Origin of the sequence: Solibaculum mannosilyticum (genome assembly GCF_015140235.1) — a bacterium.
In the GTDB taxonomy this organism is placed as follows: domain Bacteria; phylum Bacillota; class Clostridia; order Oscillospirales; family Acutalibacteraceae; genus Solibaculum; species Solibaculum mannosilyticum.
In genome coordinates, this window is record NZ_AP023321.1 from 1,729,393 (window position 1) to 1,746,436 (window position 17,044).

General features: G+C 50.3%; 17 protein-coding genes and 1 tRNA gene. 2 read left to right on the forward strand and 16 right to left on the reverse strand.

The window, feature by feature from the left end; all coding sequences use genetic code 11:
- Window positions 1–404: 404 nt before the first annotated feature.
- From C12CBH8_RS08275 to C12CBH8_RS08340, 14 genes are all read right to left on the reverse strand, one after another.
- Window positions 405–488 (reverse strand) — tRNA-Leu (locus C12CBH8_RS08275).
- A gap of 163 nt (window positions 489–651) precedes the next feature.
- Window positions 652–1,530: an Hsp33 family molecular chaperone HslO gene (gene hslO / locus C12CBH8_RS08280; RefSeq protein ID WP_099322461.1), complete on the reverse strand. Its 879-nt coding sequence runs from the start codon at window positions 1,528–1,530 to the stop codon at window positions 652–654.
- Between the two features lie 6 nt (window positions 1,531–1,536).
- Entirely contained in the window at window positions 1,537–2,283 is a 747-nt protein-coding gene (locus tag C12CBH8_RS08285; protein ID WP_099322462.1) for a class I SAM-dependent DNA methyltransferase, read from the reverse strand.
- Window positions 2,280–2,570 (reverse strand): YerC/YecD family TrpR-related protein, encoded by a 291-nt coding sequence (locus tag C12CBH8_RS08290; protein ID WP_090264325.1) that lies wholly within the window; start codon window positions 2,568–2,570, stop codon window positions 2,280–2,282. Before C12CBH8_RS08290 ends, C12CBH8_RS08285 begins: the two co-directional genes overlap by 4 nt.
- Window positions 2,571–2,717: 147 nt before the next feature.
- On the reverse strand, window positions 2,718–4,772 hold the full coding sequence (locus C12CBH8_RS08295; RefSeq protein WP_215532984.1) for a bifunctional 4-hydroxy-3-methylbut-2-enyl diphosphate reductase/30S ribosomal protein S1: 2,055 nt from the start codon (window positions 4,770–4,772) through the stop codon (window positions 2,718–2,720).
- Window positions 4,769–5,365, reverse strand: coding sequence for a lysophospholipid acyltransferase family protein (locus tag C12CBH8_RS08300; RefSeq protein WP_090264329.1), 597 nt, complete (start codon window positions 5,363–5,365; stop codon window positions 4,769–4,771). The genes C12CBH8_RS08295 and C12CBH8_RS08300 overlap by 4 nt, the downstream gene beginning before the upstream one ends.
- A complete protein-coding gene (gene cmk, locus C12CBH8_RS08305) occupies window positions 5,362–6,027 on the reverse strand; it encodes a (d)CMP kinase (RefSeq protein WP_215532985.1) in 666 nt (221 codons plus the stop codon). The genes C12CBH8_RS08300 and cmk overlap by 4 nt, the downstream gene beginning before the upstream one ends.
- On the reverse strand, window positions 6,024–7,277 hold the full coding sequence (locus C12CBH8_RS08310) for a BaiN/RdsA family NAD(P)/FAD-dependent oxidoreductase (protein ID WP_090264332.1): 1,254 nt from the start codon (window positions 7,275–7,277) through the stop codon (window positions 6,024–6,026). The genes cmk and C12CBH8_RS08310 overlap by 4 nt, the downstream gene beginning before the upstream one ends.
- Window positions 7,271–8,140: a MurR/RpiR family transcriptional regulator gene (locus C12CBH8_RS08315; protein ID WP_090264334.1), complete on the reverse strand. Its 870-nt coding sequence runs from the start codon at window positions 8,138–8,140 to the stop codon at window positions 7,271–7,273. Before C12CBH8_RS08315 ends, C12CBH8_RS08310 begins: the two co-directional genes overlap by 7 nt.
- Before the next feature lie 138 nt (window positions 8,141–8,278).
- Entirely contained in the window at window positions 8,279–9,469 is a 1,191-nt protein-coding gene (locus tag C12CBH8_RS08320; protein WP_215532986.1) for an AI-2E family transporter, read from the reverse strand.
- A 75-nt stretch (window positions 9,470–9,544) separates the two neighbouring features.
- Complete coding sequence (locus C12CBH8_RS08325; protein WP_246441404.1) at window positions 9,545–10,030, reverse strand: TspO/MBR family protein; 486 nt, start codon at window positions 10,028–10,030, stop codon at window positions 9,545–9,547.
- Between the two features lie 61 nt (window positions 10,031–10,091).
- Window positions 10,092–10,391 carry a YlmC/YmxH family sporulation protein gene (locus tag C12CBH8_RS08330; protein WP_090264337.1) on the reverse strand — a complete coding sequence of 100 codons (300 nt, stop codon included), beginning with the start codon at window positions 10,389–10,391 and terminating at the stop codon, window positions 10,092–10,094.
- Window positions 10,392–10,459: 68 nt separating this feature from the next.
- Window positions 10,460–11,230 carry an RNA polymerase sporulation sigma factor SigG gene (gene sigG / locus C12CBH8_RS08335; protein ID WP_215532987.1) on the reverse strand — a complete coding sequence of 257 codons (771 nt, stop codon included), beginning with the start codon at window positions 11,228–11,230 and terminating at the stop codon, window positions 10,460–10,462.
- A gap of 211 nt (window positions 11,231–11,441) precedes the next feature.
- Window positions 11,442–12,056 (reverse strand): hypothetical protein, encoded by a 615-nt coding sequence (locus C12CBH8_RS08340; RefSeq protein WP_090264341.1) that lies wholly within the window; start codon window positions 12,054–12,056, stop codon window positions 11,442–11,444.
- 352 nt (window positions 12,057–12,408) lie between these two features.
- Here C12CBH8_RS08340 and C12CBH8_RS08345 point away from each other — a divergent pair, with 352 nt between their 5' ends.
- Both C12CBH8_RS08345 and mltG read left to right on the forward strand, forming a co-directional pair.
- Complete coding sequence (locus C12CBH8_RS08345; protein WP_090264343.1) at window positions 12,409–13,659, forward strand: glycosyltransferase family 2 protein; 1,251 nt, start codon at window positions 12,409–12,411, stop codon at window positions 13,657–13,659.
- Between the two features lie 91 nt (window positions 13,660–13,750).
- Window positions 13,751–14,728, forward strand: a complete 978-nt coding sequence (mltG, locus tag C12CBH8_RS08350) for an endolytic transglycosylase MltG (RefSeq protein WP_215532988.1) — start codon at window positions 13,751–13,753, stop codon at window positions 14,726–14,728.
- A gap of 76 nt (window positions 14,729–14,804) precedes the next feature.
- Here the strand turns inward: mltG and gltA are convergent, their stop codons facing one another.
- Both gltA and C12CBH8_RS08360 read right to left on the reverse strand, forming a co-directional pair.
- Entirely contained in the window at window positions 14,805–16,190 is a 1,386-nt protein-coding gene (gene gltA, locus C12CBH8_RS08355; protein WP_099322471.1) for an NADPH-dependent glutamate synthase, read from the reverse strand.
- Window positions 16,183–17,031, reverse strand: coding sequence for a sulfide/dihydroorotate dehydrogenase-like FAD/NAD-binding protein (locus tag C12CBH8_RS08360; RefSeq protein WP_215532989.1), 849 nt, complete (start codon window positions 17,029–17,031; stop codon window positions 16,183–16,185). Before C12CBH8_RS08360 ends, gltA begins: the two co-directional genes overlap by 8 nt.
- Window positions 17,032–17,044 lie beyond the last annotated feature (13 nt).

Genomic DNA, 17,044 nt, shown 5'->3' on the forward strand with positions numbered 1-17,044 from the left:
TTGTTATCTATATGTTATCATATTCATAGATGGTTGTCAATGTATTTATGTGCAAGAGGGCTTAGACGAAGAAGAAAGCCACACGCATAAATTATACTTTGTTCTTTTTATCGTAGAACGCTTCTAAGAATTGACCATGTCTCTTACGAATATTAGCATAGCAGATATGCTATAAATAAGATAGCCAATTTTAGCATGAGCACAAAAGGAAAAGACTCTAACGCAAACTACACGTCGAGACTTTCAGCTGGGTTTGCAATACAAAAATGCCCTCTACAAATGTGAGCAGACACTTCTAAAATAAAAAACCTGTGATGAACAAATTGCTCACCACAGGTTTGGTACGAAGCCTCATAAGGGGCAAAAGGGATAAAAAAATCGAGTACCCATATGGGTACTCGAAGTGGTGCGAGTGACGGGACTTGAACCCGTACGTCAAAGACACACGCCCCTCAAACGTGCCTGTCTGCCTATTCCAGCACACTCGCATTTTTCCTATTGTATACTCTCATAACCAGAGCAACAGGTAGTATTATACATCAACTTCAGCGAATTGTCAACGACTTTTCTAAAAATTCCCGCTTATTATCCACAAAGTCAGGCGGGCGAAAATGTCTTTCATCCGCCTGACTATCCATCAAATTCACCTGGTTATTTTGCTTCCTCTGCCAGTTTTTCCAATTCTGGACGAGTCAAAGTATATACCTGGTCACAAAAGTGACAGCTGATTTCTGCTTTACCACTTTCATCAGCTAAAGATAAAAGTTCATCTTTTCTCAATGTAGACAAAGCTCTCTTTACTCGTTCTAAGCTGCAATTGCATTGATAATGGGTATCCCATTGATCCAATACTTCTACTTTCATACCATCCAGCACTTTGCGGCACATATCCTCCGGTGTCATCCCGCTGGACAACATCTGTGTCACCGACGGCAGCGCCTTTGCATTTCTCTCCAAAAGGTCGACAGCAGCACTGTCAGCAAAGGGAAGCAACTGTACCAGAAGTCCGCCGGCTACCTGCACCGTCAAGTCAGGATTCACCAGAACGCCCAGAGCACAAATGGTAGGAATCTGTTCACTAGTGGCATAATATCCCGTGATATCCTCTGCAATTTCCCCAGATACCAATGGGCATTGACCAACATAGGGTTCCCGGCCTCCGATGTCCCGCGCTACGGATAAAGTTCCGTCCACGCCTACCGCGCCGGCGACATCCAATTTTCCTTTGCTGTTGAGCGGGATTTCCACCACTGGATTCTGTGCATATCCCCGCACGTTGCCACAGCTGTCGGTTACGGCTAAAATGGTGCCCGCCGGTCCGCCTCCATTGATACGGATGGTCAGAGTATCCTCCTCCCCCTTGAGTGCAGCGCCCATCAGGGATGCCGCCGTCAACGTACGTCCCAGAGCGGCTGTTACTACTGCTGAGGTCTTATGGATCTGTTCAGCCCTCGCCACAATATTGGTAGAATCGATGGCCGAAGCTACAATAGAACCATCGCTTGTAATACAGCGAATGTAATTTTTCATTTCTGGTCACATCTTTCTTGTTACATAAACCAAACGTTGCGTATGCTCCTGAGGCGGGTCAAGCGTCAGGCCATCCAGCACTTCCAGTACCTCCAGACCCGCCTCTCCTAGCCACCGGCACAATGTTGGATGCTCATAAGCCCGCTCTTTAAAGCATTCGCCTGACCGGGTATAGGAAGCTCCATGCTTTGCAAAAAAGTCCATATCGATGGATACTTCCATTTTCTTCTCCTGGTAGGAGCACTGCCATACACAGTACACTTGAGGCAAATCATACACAAAAGCATGATTCCCCAAAATCTCCCGATGCTTATAGGGCGTATTGACGTCAAAAAGGAAAAAGCATCCCGGCTCCAAAAACAGCGAGACCCTCTCAAGCGTCCGGCGGACATCTTCTTCTCGAACCAGATGGTTCAGACTATCCAACGTGCACACTGCACCATCCACCGTCCCATAAAGATCAATGTTCTGCATGGACTGGTGAAGAAATAAAAGATCCTTTCCCGCATCTAAGGATTTCTGCCTGGCAATGGACAACATCGCCTCCGACCCATCGGCACAGATCATTTCCATATCCGGCCGCTTGTCCATAAGTTCCAGCGCCAGACTGCCCGTCCCGCACGCCAAATCCAACAAAAGCTTGGGATTTTGTCCGTGACGCTCAAACAGCCGAAGCAGATGTTCAGCCCACGCACTATAGTCGATATTACTGGTCAGGGCGTCATAAAAATCAGCAAACGCCTCATAACTCATTTGTCCTTAATCCTTTCAAATACCAAGCGATATCCATCACAACCATAGGCCAGGGATCGATTGACACGGCTGATAGTGGCGGTACTGGCACCAGTCTGGGCAACAATATCGCTGTACACATGCTTCTCACTGAGCATTTTAGCCACCACTAAGCGTTGCGACATAGCTTTGATCTCCGGAACGGTACAAAGATCCTCAAAAAAATCATAGCATTCATCCATTGACTCCAAAGCCAAAATTGCCTGAAACAACAAATCCACCGATGGATCCTTCACTTTAGAATTCATAGAAATGCCTCCTTTTATGCCTTGTATTTTACCACATTGAAGCATAAAAGTAAACCTTTTTCGCTACGTTGTTCTTCCCTGCATCCAAAACAAAAGGGACCGCTAAAAAGCAGTCCCTTCCGCAATCTTTTTGGAATCTGACTCCAATTATTCCTCAACCGGAGCCTCAGCAGCTTCTTCCTCAGCCTTTTCAGCAGCCACTTCGGGCTTGTCCTCAAAGTCGGCGGGATCCAGGATCCCTTCCTCAATCAGGACGCGAATGGAGAGGGAAATGCGCTTCTTCTCAAAGTCGATGTCAGTGATCTTGGCCTTGACGACCTGACCGACCGACAGGACATCCTGAGGTTTGCCAACACGGCGATCGGCAATCTGAGAAATGTGGATCAAACCGTCAATGCCGGGGATGATCTGGGCAAAAGCACCGAACTGGGTCATGCCCACAATCTTGACGTCGCATACAGTACCCACAGGATAATCTCTCTTGAGGATTTCCCACGGATTGTCTTCCGCTTTGCGGTAGCCCAAGGAGATGCGTCTCTTTTCAGGATCAATTTCTTTGATGGTAACATCCACCGTGTCGCCAACCTTGACAACCTCAGACGGATGCTTAATGCGGGACCAGGACAGCTCGGATACATGGATCATACCATCCACGCCGCCGATGTCCACAAATGCGCCGTAAGAAGTGAGGGATTTGACAGTGCCGGTGTAATGAGCGCCGACTTCCACGCTCTCCCAGAACTTGTCCTCCAGCTCCTTGCGCTGATCCTTCAGCACCGAGCGGATGGAACCCACAGCGCGTTTACGGTTGCGGTTGATTTCGATGATGCGGAACTGCACCTTTTTGCGGAGCAGGTCTTCCAGGGGCTCACCGCGGGACATGGTGGCCTGGGAAGCGGGGATGAACACCTTCACATTGTTGCACACAGCCAGCAGGCCGCCCTTGATGATCTCGGTGACGGTGCCTTCCATGATGGTGCCGTTTTCGCTGGCGTCGACGATCTCTTCCCATCCCTTAGCGGCATCCAGACGGCGCTTGGACAGCATGATGGTGCCTTCCTGATCGTTGGTGCGCATGATGAGCAGCTCGATTTCATCGCCGACCTTGACGATGTCCTCAGGCTTGGCATTGGGATCGCTGGTCAGCTCGCTGAGCGGCACATAACCGGCCTGCTTGCGGCCCACGTCCACCTGGATCTCGTTGGGAGCGATGCTCACAACGACACCCTTGACCTTTTCTCCTGTATTTAAATTTTTGAGGGATGCTTCCAGTGCTTCCTCAAACGTCATCTCGTCAAAGGATTTCTGGGGAGCCTCCTGTTCCACAGGTTCTTGTTTCTCCATTTCATTGTTTACGATTTCCGACATGGCCTGAAGTACCTCCTTTATGATGCTGGCGGGCGTGGATGCGCCTGCCGTAACGCCAATAGAACCTGCTCGCCTGACCTGCTTAACTGGAAGCTCACTTGCTTCCTCGATCAGCACGGTTTCGCAGTGGGCGGCGCAGACGCTGCGGAGTTTTTCGGTATTGGAGCTTTGGCGGCCGCCGACGATAATCATCAGGTCGGACTGTGCAGCCAATTGCTCTGCCTCCATTTGCCGAGTGCCCGTAGCATTACATATTGTATCAAAAATCACGGCGTTTGTATATACCTTTTTTGCGCCTTCCAGACACTTTTTCCATTCTTTCAACGAAAAAGTGGTTTGTGCGACAATAGAAATCCCTTTTTCTCCAAATTCTGGATGGGATTTTACCAGTTCTTCCAGTTGTCCGGCGTCGCGGAATACATATGATTTTCCTCTGCAATGCCCCCGTACACCCTGGACTTCCGGATGATTCTCATCCCCTGCAATGAGGATGACCTCCCCCATCCCCGACCGCTCTGCCACAATATGATGGATCTTTGCCACAAAAGGACAAGTGGCGTCAGCAAAATGCAAGCCCCGTTTTTCAATGGCCTCATAGACCGGTCTCCCCACCCCGTGGGAACGGATGACCACCATATACCCGTCCGGCACATCGTCAACGCTGCCCGCAATGCACACACCTCGTGCCTCCAAGTCCTTCACTACGTGGTCATTATGAATTATGGGACCCAGAGTACAGACCTTTTTTCCTTCGTCCAGCAGTCGATAAACCAGATCCACCGCCCGGGTGACGCCGAAACAGAATCCAGCCGATTTTGCCACTGTGATGCTCATACGCCCATCTCCAGCAGTTCATCCACCTTTTCCATCAGCTGACGGGTGGCGGCGCGCATCTCTGTACCGGTTCCGTTGACCATTCCCAAATCGGCCGGCATAATCGGTTTCCCAAACCGGACGCTCACCTTACAAAATGGACGCAGCTTTTCTCCAAAGCACACCGCCGCCGGCAGAATGGGGACGTTTTCTTTGGCGGCGATCATGACGGCTCCCGCCTTAAACTTTAAGAGCTTGCCGTCTTTGGACCGCGTCCCCTCGGGGAACATACCCAGAATTTCACCGTCTTTGAGTAACTGATAGGCGGTGTTCATGGTATCGGCCCCGGCGTGCTGACGGTTGACTGGAAAAGCACCGATGGCTTTGATCAATTTTCCAAATAGGCCGTGGAACAGTTCTTCCTTGGCCATATAGTGGATCACTCGTTTATTGCATCCGATGGCCAGGGCCACGGGATCAAAATAGGTGCGGTGGTTGCAGCACAACAGCAAGCCGCCCTCTTTTGGGATATTCTCAAATCCATAGAATTTCATGCGGAACAGGAAACGAAACAATGGTCTCGCCACCGGAACCGCCCACATATAAGCGCTCATGCCAGACGCTCCTTAATCAAATTGGTGAGGAGTTCCACCGACTGCTCAAACGTATTGCCGGTGGTATCCACAATCACAGCGTCCTCCGCCGGTTTCAGGGGAGCCACCGCGCGATGAGAATCGTTGTAGTCCCGCTGCTTCATGTCCTCCAGCACATCCTCGTACCGGACGTCCTGCCCTTTTGCTACCAATTCCTCATACCGGCGGCGGGCACGTTCTTCCGGCGACGCTGTGAGGAAAATCTTAACCTGGGCCCAGGGCAGTACCTTTGTCCCGATATCCCGGCCGTCCATAATCACGTCGTGGGTTTTCGCCATATTCTGCTGGAGCGAGAACAAAAACTCCCGCACCGGCGGCATAGCCGACACTTCCGACGCCGCCATGGATACCTCCGGCGTGCGGATACGGTCCGATACGTTTTCCCCGTTGAGAAGCACCTGCTGTTCTCCCTCCGCAAAGGCAAGCTCCACCTTGAGGCTTGGAAGAAGATTTACAACTGCCTCCGCATCCTTGGGATCCTTGCCACCGTGCAGGACGGCGTATCCGATGGTGCGGTACAAAGCGCCGGTATCCACATAAATATAGCCTAGCTTAGCCGCTACCTTGCGGGCAACTGAACTTTTTCCTGCTCCGGCAGGTCCGTCGATGGCAATGGCAATCATGGCAATAAAACCTCCCTGATGGCCTGTGCCGCGGCATAGGCCGTAGAAAATGCAATCTGCAAATTAAAGCCGCCGGTGTAAGCATCCAGATCCAGCACCTCGCCGGCAAAATACAGCCCCTTCACCAGTTTGGATTCCATGGTTTTAGGGCTTACCTCCTTGAGAGATACGCCGCCGGAGGTGACGATGGCCTCCTCAATGGGACGGAATCCTTGGACGGTTGCTGTCAAATGCTTGATGGTGCAGCAGAGGGACCGGCGCTCCTCCCGTGTGATCTGGTTGATCTTGCGATGCCCCGGCACGCAGCTTTTTTCTATGATAACAGGAATGATGCTGCGAGGCAAGAGATCCCCCAGGGAATTGTTCAAATCCCGGTTTTGATACTTTAGGAAATCCCGTTGGACACGGGCATCCAATTGTTCCATGCTGAGGGCCGGCTTCAAATCGACGGCCACCTCATACCGTCCCGCACTCATGGGGCGCATATGGGCGCTGGCACTGAGTACCATAGGGCCGGACATGCCGTAATGAGTAAAAAGCATCTCGCCGAAGTCGCTGTACACCTGTTTTTTCTGAACGGTGTCGGTGACGGCCAACGCCACATTTTTGAGGGACAATCCCTGCGCCCCAGCACACCAATCGTCCTTGGTGACCAGCGGCACCAAAGAGGGTGACAGAGCCGTCACGGTATGCCCCGCCTGTTTCGCCAAGGCGTAGCCATCCCCCGTGGAACCGGTGCGGGGATAAGACTTGCCGCCAGTGCACACCACCACGGCACGGCAGCTCCATGTACGGCCGTCCTCGGTCTGGACGCCGCCCAGCGTTCCGTCCTCCCACACGAGATTGTGTACACGTCCGGTCTCCACACAGCAGCCGCCTTGTTTGACAAACCGCTCCAAAGCCGAGACGATATCCCCTGCCTTATCCGACTGCGGGAACACCCTGGCTCCTCTCTCGGTTTTCAGCGGGACGCCCAACTCCTCAAAAAAGGCCATGACATCCTGAGGGCTAAACCGGGAAAAGGCGCTGAATAAAAACCGTCCTCCCGACGGCACCGATTCAATCAATCGCTCCATCTCGCAGTTGTTGGTGACGTTACAACGTCCCTTGCCTGTGATCAGCAGTTTTTTACCTAACCGCTCGTTGCGCTCCATCAGAAGGGTGGAAAGACCCTGCTGTGCACATAGTCCGGCCGTCATTAGCCCGGATGCGCCGCCTCCCACCACGATGACATCCACTCGATTTACCATGTTTCACTCTCCGGCTTTTCGTACACTTTGTATTCCTCCCACAAGCGTTCCAGCTCGGTGAAGGTATCGTTGACCTGGTCCTTCATCTGGATGCCCACCGCCGCAATCAAAGCATTGATCAGGCTCAGCGGCGCCACTAACGAATCGGCAAAGGATACCATATCGCTGCGGGCCAGCAGGACGCATCCAGCCTGCCGGGCCATGGGAGATGCCATACTGTCGGTGATAGCGATAACATTTGCGCCCCGGTCGTTGGCAAACCGGGCGGCTTTGACGGCGCGGCGGGAATATCGGGGAAAACTGATGCCGATGAGCACATCCTCAGAACCGATGCGCAGCATCTGCTCAAAAATGGCGGTTTCGCTGCTGGTAATCACATGGATGACATTGTCAAACACCAAGCTGAAATAATAGCGCAAAAATACCGCCAATGCCTCGCTGCTGCCCACGCCGAAGATATAAATACATCTGGCATGGGTGATGAGTTCCACCGCCCGGTTAAAGTCCTGCCGGGAAGTCTCCTCCAAGGTGGTCTTAATTTTCTCCACATCCTGCTCCAGCACACGGGCCAACACATCGTCCCCAATGCGGTTGTTGCTGACCTCCATCCGTTGCAAAATGGTCAATTTGGAGCGAATCATCTCCTGCATGGCCTTTTGAAGCTGCGGATATCCATCGTATCCCAGCTCTGTGGCAAAACGCACTACGGTGGATTCGCTGACCCCCACCATCTGCCCCAACTTTGCAGCCGTCATGAAGGCCGCTTTATCATATTCTTCAATAATATAATTGGCAATGGATTTTTGCCCTTTGGAAAAAGAGGGCATCTGTTGCTTGATTTTGTCCAACAAATGGAGGTTCATACTATCATCCCTTCCGTTTTATCTTACCGGAATCCCCCAAATAAATCAAGCTTCCCTCCTGATTTTTTGAAAGTTCCTCTTAAAATTCCTGCAAAAAAGCCCGGCTTGTTTCCAAATGTGGAAACAAGCCGGACTTTTTCATCGATTTTTGGCCGATCCACCTACCGACGCCTCGGTCACCGGTGTGGGATCCCCCTTGTGTTTGCGATGGCGGTACAGATAAAAATCCCGCACAATCTGGCGGATGACGGCCGCAAACGGCACCCCCAGCAGAATCCCCCACAGTCCAAAGATGCCACCTCCCAGCGTCAGGGCGCAGATGACCCAGAAAGGGCTCATGCCCAGCTGATTTCCCAAAATCCTGGGATTGATGATGTTGGCGTCGATCTGCTGGATGATGAGCAAGGTAATGGCGGTGGTCAACGCCACCACCCATCCGCCGGAAAGGAAGGTCAGGCCCACCACCAGAACACCGCTGATGATAGGGCCGAAATAAGGGATCAGGTTAAACATGCCGAAGAGGAATCCCATGGCCATGGGACTGGGCACACCGATGATGGCCAATGCGATGGACGATAGGATACTGACCAATAGGCTATCCAAAAACTGGCCGAAGAAGTAGTGGTACACGATGGCGTTGACCCGGCCGGAATAATCGCACATCAACTGGATTTTCTCCCGGGAGATAAAAAGCGCCATAAAATTGTGTAAAACCGACAGCAGCGACTTTCGTTCCAGCAGCATATACACCGAGATAATGGCGCCAAAGCAGATGTTCCCCACCGTCGATGTCACATCAATTACCCCTTGGGCGTAGGGCTGCAAGTCGCTTAAATCGATGTTCTGGATCAGATTGTCCGCCGACCATCCCTCCAGCAGGGCCGGGATGTTGATCATCTGGAAGATACCGCCCTGTTCATACAGCGACAGGGCAAAGTTTTTGAGTTCATTGAGGTAGTCGGGGGCCTTCTCCACAAACCGGATGACGCTCTGTACCAGCGCCGGGATGAGCACGATTAAGATGAGCGCCAAAAAGAGCAGGAATACAGCGTACACAACAAACACGCTGAAGGCCAGCGATCGGTTGGCCACAAACTCCCTTCTGGATCGGCTGAACCGCCGTTCCAACAGATAAACCGGTTTGTGAAGCAGATAGGCAAATACAAACCCCGCTACAAAAGGGGTCAACAGTTTAAAAAATACCCCGATCCAGCCAAACAGCATCCCTAAATTGTCAAACGCCTTATACACCGCCACAACGGCCACCGCTACCAAAAATAGTTTAAGCCACCAGGAATTCCTCCAGAATGTCTTGCGGTCTATCTTCATAAAGTCCTCCCCGCCGCACGCGGTTAACTGGAATGCGGCAATCCTTTTGCATCCGTGGTACAGTGCTTGCACCCATTATCCGTACAAAATAGCGACGAATAAATTGAGATAAGCAGCAAACGTCAACCAAATCCAATACAGAACCATCATGATTCCCGCTGGGCGGTCCAATTTCCAAAACCGGAAGGTAAGCACCCCTACCAGGATCCACAATACCATCAGGATCAAAAAGCTGAGCCAGAAGTTCTTCCAGAGGAAAAAGGAAATGGGCCAAAGGAAATTTACCACCAGCTGTATGTAGTAAAGCCGAAGGGCGCTCTGTTTCCCCTCCCCTTCCGACTGATGCACACGGTAGGCTGCAATTCCCATCAGGAGATACAAGACCGTCCATACCAGCGGGAATAACGCTGCCGGCGGTGCAAAAGGCGGTTTGATCAGACCATTATAAAAATCCGCACTGCCTTGGATCAGCCATCCGGCCACCGTCCCCACTGCGACGGGGATAAGCAGACTGATTAAAAATTTAGGCCAATCGATATTCCATTGCTTCTGATTTTGCAAAACAGATCCCTCCTATCTGCCCCTTCTGTTTATCGTATGGATTGGAATGGTATCCAATTTTCTACCGCCTTTTTCGTCCGAAAATGCCGTCCCAGAATCCCGGACGTTTTCCACAGCATTCCGGGGCGTGCCACCGCACCAGGATGGTATCCTCCCCGATGACCTCGATGTCGCACCATGGGATGATGATATCGTCCTCCCGGCCAAATAGGCCAAAACACTTTAGTTTTCCATATACAATTAAGCTGATGATCTGGGCCGTACAGGTATCCACCGTCACATCGCACACCATGCCCACCCGACAGCCGTCCTTGACGTTGATAACCTCTTTGTTGCACAGATCCGTAATGGTACAACGCAAAACGCCCACCTCCCCGCATCATATATATGCAGAGCCGGCGGGCATTATGGGCAAAATTTGCCCCTTGGTTAAAGCTGGCTTTTGATGCGGGTCAGGGCCCCTTTTTCCAGACGGGATACCTGGGCCTGGGAAATGCCGATTTCCGATGCCACTTCCATCTGGGTCTTGCCCTGAAAAAAGCGCAGGGACAGGATGCGTTTTTCCCGGTCGCTTAGATTGCCGATGGCCTCCTTTAAGGCGATTTCATCCAGCCAATTGCAGTCGTCATTGCGGTCGCCGATTTGATCCATCACATAGATCGTATCGCCGCCGTCGGAATACACCGGTTCATACAGAGACACCGGTTCCACGATGGATTCCAGCGCCATGACCACATCTTCCCGGGGCAGATCCAACTGTTTTGCGATTTCGTCCACCGTGGGCTCGTGACTGCCGTTTTCCATCAGCTTCTCCTTGGCCTGCATGGCTTTGTAGGCCGTATCCCGCATGGACCGGCTGACCCGTACGGAATTGTTGTCCCGCAGGTAACGCCGGATCTCTCCGATGATCATGGGCACTGCATAAGTGGAAAATCGGACGTTTAAACTAGTGTCAAAATTATCGATGGCCTTAATGAGTCCAATACATCCCACCTGAAACAGGTCATCCAGATTTTCTCCCCGCTGGGTGAACCGCTGGATGACGCTGAGCACCAAACGGAGATTTCCGTTGACCAGATCCTCCCTGGCCTTGGCATCCCCTCCGTGGCACTTTTTCAGCAGACTCATCTTTTCGGCTTCGCTGAGCACCTTTAGTTTTGATGTGTTGACCCCACAGATTTCCACCTTATTGAACTGCATGGAAAAAATGCCCCCCCTCAATGGTAGTACATTTCCAGTATTGCCATTGTCCGGAAGGTTGATGCAGTCTCGCCGCCCCTTTTCGTCCCCCTGTTTTCGACAAGACCCGCCCAAAACAAAAGCGCCGCCCGGAGAATTCTACCATTCATGGAATCGTAAAAATTCTCGCAAAGCAGCGCTTCGACATCTTAATTTTTATAGTACCGATTGGTTATTGAGAAACGGTTGCTCCTGAAGCAGCCTCTTCAATCGCATCGGGATACGTCACCGACTGGAATTCCTCACCAGTGGACGAATCCTTGACCACTACCGAGCACTTGATCTCATTGTCCGGTACGCCGGTGTACATCTGGTAAAACATGCCACTGATACCCAAGGCAGCTGGTATCAAAGCTGCACTAATATTATTTTCAAAAGATTCCTTTTCTGCTGAGATAATAATCTCGCTGAGATCATCATTATATGTGATGTCTTTGATACAAGTCAATGTTTCATCTGTTTTAAATGACTCAATTGACTCATCCATTGTTTTCTTCAAACTAGACAATAATTGATCATACTCTTCCTCGGACATTTTATATGTTACCGAACCATCATCATTTTTAATAACTTGACCTGAATTTTGAGTCGATGCTACTATATCATCAGCTGATACACCAATAATTTCCAACATGTTCTTGGACATTGTAAAAATCACTTTGCCATTTTCCCGCTGAACGGTAGCTGTTTGGCCGTTCGTGCCGGATGAACTGTCTTCCTTTTTACCGCAGGCGGCCAAGGATAGAGCCAACACCAGGCAAAGCACCAATGCAATCAATCTTTTCATGTTTTACTTCTCCTTCTTTCTTTTCCATTTTTCATCAAAAATGGACAATACTTGATCAGTATATCGTTATTTTATTGTATTGTCAAGCTATATCTATTTTCTTTCTATGACTTGGACATCATAGATACAACATGACTGATTTCCATAATTTTTCATTGTTTCCTTTCAAAAGTGTAAGAGAGATTGCATTGCGTTTCGAATGCTTGTATGCTATAATTTAAAACAGTCCATGAATATTAAGAACAAATTGTGAACAGACAAAGTTTATTTACTCTGTCGTTTTTCGTACCGGGTTTCCAAAGCGCTTTCCTTTCCCGGTCCTTGTGTGAAATGCAAAGGAGGCTTTCCATTTATGTATGCTTTTATTTTAACATTAAAAATTATCAGTGTGATCATCACTTTTATCACCACTGGATTTATGCTTTATCAATTCGCCATCGCACTGTTCGGTTTGAAGAAAGCCGCTCGTCCGCGTCCTATCTCGGATAAAAAGCATCGGTTTGCTATTGTCATATCGGCCCGGAATGAACAGAGTGTAATTGGTTACTTAATCGATAGCCTGATGGCTCAGGATTATCCCAAAGAATTGTTTGACGTTATCGTCATTGCAGACAATTGTACCGACAATACTGCCCAGGTCTCCCGGGAGCACCGCGCCATTGTATACGAACGTTTTAATACGGCCCTTGTCGGCAAAGGTTTTGCTCTCAACTGGCTGTTCCAGCAGCTGTTGGAACAGGATCCTGATCATTATGACGCCATCTGTGTCTTTGACGCCGATAATGTGGTGGATACCCATTACCTCAGCGAGATGAATCTCCAGCTTTGTGCCGGCGCTCAGTTGGCCCAGGGATATCGGGATTCCAAAAACCCTACCGATACCGCTATCTCCGGCTGTTACTCCCTCTATTGGTGGACTTTGACCCGTTTCTTCCATGTAGCCCGCAACAATATGGGGCTTTCCGCCATGGTAAGCGGCACAGGTTTTATGTTCCGTACCGATATTATTCGGGAGTCCAACGGGTGGCACACCAATTCCCTGTGTGAGGATTGCGAGTTTTCTCTGCAAAATATCGCGGCCGGGCGGAAAGTTGTCCTGGCTTATGACGCTGTATTTTACGATGAGCAGCCGGTATCCTTTAGCCAATCAGTACGGCAACGCCATCGCTGGTCGGTAGGCAATCTCCAGTGCATCCGTTACTGCTTTACCGATCTGTTAAAGGGCTTGGTCCAAAAGGGAAATGGAAATGCATTGGATGGCCTTTTGTTTTTGTTTTTCATTCCCAGCGTCAGCGTGGGTGTGTTAGGAATGCTGGTCAATGCTCTCATTTATTCTACAGATTTAGCTGCTTTCCTTCATATCATTCCGCTCCTTGTCTTAGGCGGGATTGCACTGTGGTTAGCCGTTATGGGTCAGGCTATCCTAGTGCTTTGGATGGAGAAAAAGCCCATTAAACCTATGTGGAAAGCCATTTTATATTACCCCGTTTTTCTCCTATCCTGGATGGCTATCAATTTTGTGGGGCTTTATTATCAGAGTAAGGTTTGGAAACCCATCGATCATACTAAGGAAATGGGAATTGAGCAGATCAAACAGCGATAATATAATTGCAGAACAAGCCACATTTGGATGATTCCAATGTGGCCTTTCTGCTGTTTAAAAGAAATTTATAAAACCAAAGGATGTGAGCTTTTTGATAAAGCAAATGATTGGAGGACTGTTAGCAGTCGGTTTATGCCTTTCAATGGCATCCTGCTCCTCTTCGCCAGGGGATGGTTCCTCCTCTTCGGAGAACAGCCTGCTATCCTCTCAAGCAGCATCGTCGATGGCATCGATCCCCGAATCCTCATTGCCCGAGGATTCCAGTATCTCTCTGTCATCGGTTCCTGAGCTGTCGGAGGCGCCTGTTTCAGAAACGGATGATACTACAGATGTATCAGATAGTTCTACCGATGAACCTTCTGGTCAACGTGAGACTGTCCGAGTCACCATCCCGGAAGGCTTCTCCCTGGCCCAGATCGGCGAACGCCTGGAGGAAAACGGCGTATGTACCAAAGCCGATTTGCTGGAGACTGCCAATTCCTATGATTTTAGCTATTATCCACTGGTAGCCGCTATCCCCGACGATGCAAATCGCTGCTTTAAACTGGAGGGGTATCTTTTCCCCAACACTTATGACTTTTATGTGGATATGAAGCCGCAGGACGCCCTAGGCAAAATGCTCCGCGGGATGGAAAGCGCCATTACGGATGAAGATCAAGCCCGTGCTGAGGAATTGGGGTATTCCATGGATCAGATCATTATTTTAGCATCGGTCATCGAGCGGGAGGCCGGCAATAAGGATGAAGTTAAAAATGTCTCTTCTGTGTTTCACAATCGCCTCAAAGCCGGTCAAAAACTTCAGGCTGACGCAACCATCACCTATGTGGAAAACTATCTAAAGCCCAATATCTCCGGCGATATTAACCGCTACAATTCTTTTTACAATACCTATAAGTGCTCCGCTCTTCCCTCAGGCCCTATTGCTAATCCCGGCCGACGCGCTATTAACGCGGCTCTCTATCCGGCCGACACCAATTATTATTACTTTGTCAACGATGCAAATGCCAACTACTATTATGCTGAAACATTTGAAGAACATCAGGCAAATATCGAAAAAGCCGGTTTGTAATCTTCTCTATTTTTCTGCACATAACAAAAGGGACGAAGTCAATAACTTCGTCCCTTTTTTCTATTTTGGAAATCGTTTACTTCTGCAAGTACTCATCGATGGACTGGGCCGCCTGTTTGCCAGCGCCCATGGCCAGGATAACCGTAGCTGCACCGGTGACGGTATCGCCGCCGGCATAGATACCTTCCCGCGTGGTTTGGAGGGTATCTTCATCTACCACCAAGCAACCTTTGCGATTTGCCTCCAGGCCTTTGGTTGTGGACCGGATAAGCGGATTGGGCGAGTTGCCGATGGCGATAATGACGCAATCGGCTTCCAGGACAAATTCGCTGCCCTCTTTGGCAATAGGACGGCGGCGTCCCGACTGATCGGGTTCACCCAGTTCCATCTGGACGCATTCAATGCCGTTTACAAAGCCCTTTTCATCGCCTAAAACGCGTACTGGATTGGTCAGCATCCTAAACTGGATGCCCTCCTCCTTGGCATGGTGCACTTCCTCCAGACGGGCCGGCATCTCGGCCTCAGAACGGCGGTAGATAATGGAAACCTCCTCAGCGCCCAGACGTTTGGCACAACGTGCAGCATCCATCGCCACGTTGCCTCCGCCGACCACTGCTACCTTCTTGATCTTCAGAAGAGGGGTATCGTAATCCTCTTTATAGCCCTTCATCAGATTGACGCGGGTGAGAAATTCATTGGCAGAATAAACGCCCAACAGATCCTCGCCCTCGATGCCCATGAAGTTCGGAAGCCCTGCACCGGAACCTACAAATACAGCCTCATATCCATCTTCCATCAGCTCGTCCAAGGAGAGGATCTTGCCGATCACCATGTTTGTCCGGATATCCACCCCCCACTGCTTGAGCTGGTCGATTTCCTTTTGCACAATATCCTTGGGCAGACGGAATTCCGGAATGCCGTACATCAACACACCGCCGGCCGTATGTAACGCTTCAAATACCGTTACCTCATATCCCTTACGGGCCAAATCTCCCGCACAGGTTAGTCCCGCAGGACCAGAACCTACGACCGCCACTTTATGGCCATTGGAGGCAGGTTTTTCGATGGTTTCCTTGCCGTGCTTCATAAACCAGTCGGCTACAAAGCGTTCCAGACGGCCGATGGCTACCGGCTCCCCTTTGATCCCCCGGACACATTTGGATTCGCACTGGTTCTCCTGCGGGCACACACGGCCGCAGATAGCGGGCAAAGAATTGGTGGATTTGAGAATATAATAAGCATCTTCAAATCTTCTCTCGCCGACGGCTTTAATAAATTCCGGAATACGGACGTTAACCGGGCAGCCGTTTACGCATGGATGATGCTTACATTGCAAGCATCTTCCCGCCTCTTCTACCGCCATCTCTTCGGTATAGCCGGTGGATACTTCCTCAAAATTGTGGTTGCGGACGTTGGGCTCCTGCTCTGGCATGGGCACTTTTTTCAACGACATATTAGGCATGGTGACCAAAGCCTCCTAACTTACACTTATGATCCTCCGCGGCACGCTTTTCCTGATCCTTATAGATGGAGAGACGGCGCATAGCTTCTTCAAAATCCACTTGATGGCCGTCAAAGTCCGGGCCATCCACACAGGCAAATTTCATCTCGCCGCCCACCTTTACCCGGCAGCCGCCGCACATTCCTGTGCCGTCGATCATGATGGGATTGAGGCTGACGATTGTTTTGACATTCCATTTCTTCGTCACTTCACACACTGCACGCATCATAGGCAGCGGACCGATGGCAATCACCAAATCGTAATCGGCGCCTTCTTTGAGCCTCTCCTCCAGCTTGACGGTGACAAAACCTTTGTTGCCATTGGATCCGTCATCGGTCATAACGTATAGGTTATTGGACACTTGATCCATCTCATCCTCTAAGATGATAATATCTTTGTTGCGGAAACCGGCGATGACATCCACATCCACGCCTATATTGTGCAATGCCTTGGCCTGGGGATATGCGATGGCACAACCAGCTCCTCCTCCGATGACAGCCGCTCTATGGTAGCCTTCCAATTCAGTGGGACGTCCCAAAGGACCCACAAAGTCCTGGATACTCTGCCCCACTTCCAATTCATCCAGCCGCATGGTGGTCTTGCCCACCTTCTGGAAGATGATAGATACCCATCCTTTTTCCCGATCAAAATCGGCCACCGTCAGAGGAATGCGTTCTCCCTTTTCATCGATGCGCAGGATGATAAATTGGCCCGGCTTCACCTTTTTTGCGATAAGCGGCGCTTCAAGGGTCATCCATGTCATGGAATCATTGAGCCGTTTTTTGTCGATAATCTTAAACAACACCATCACTCCC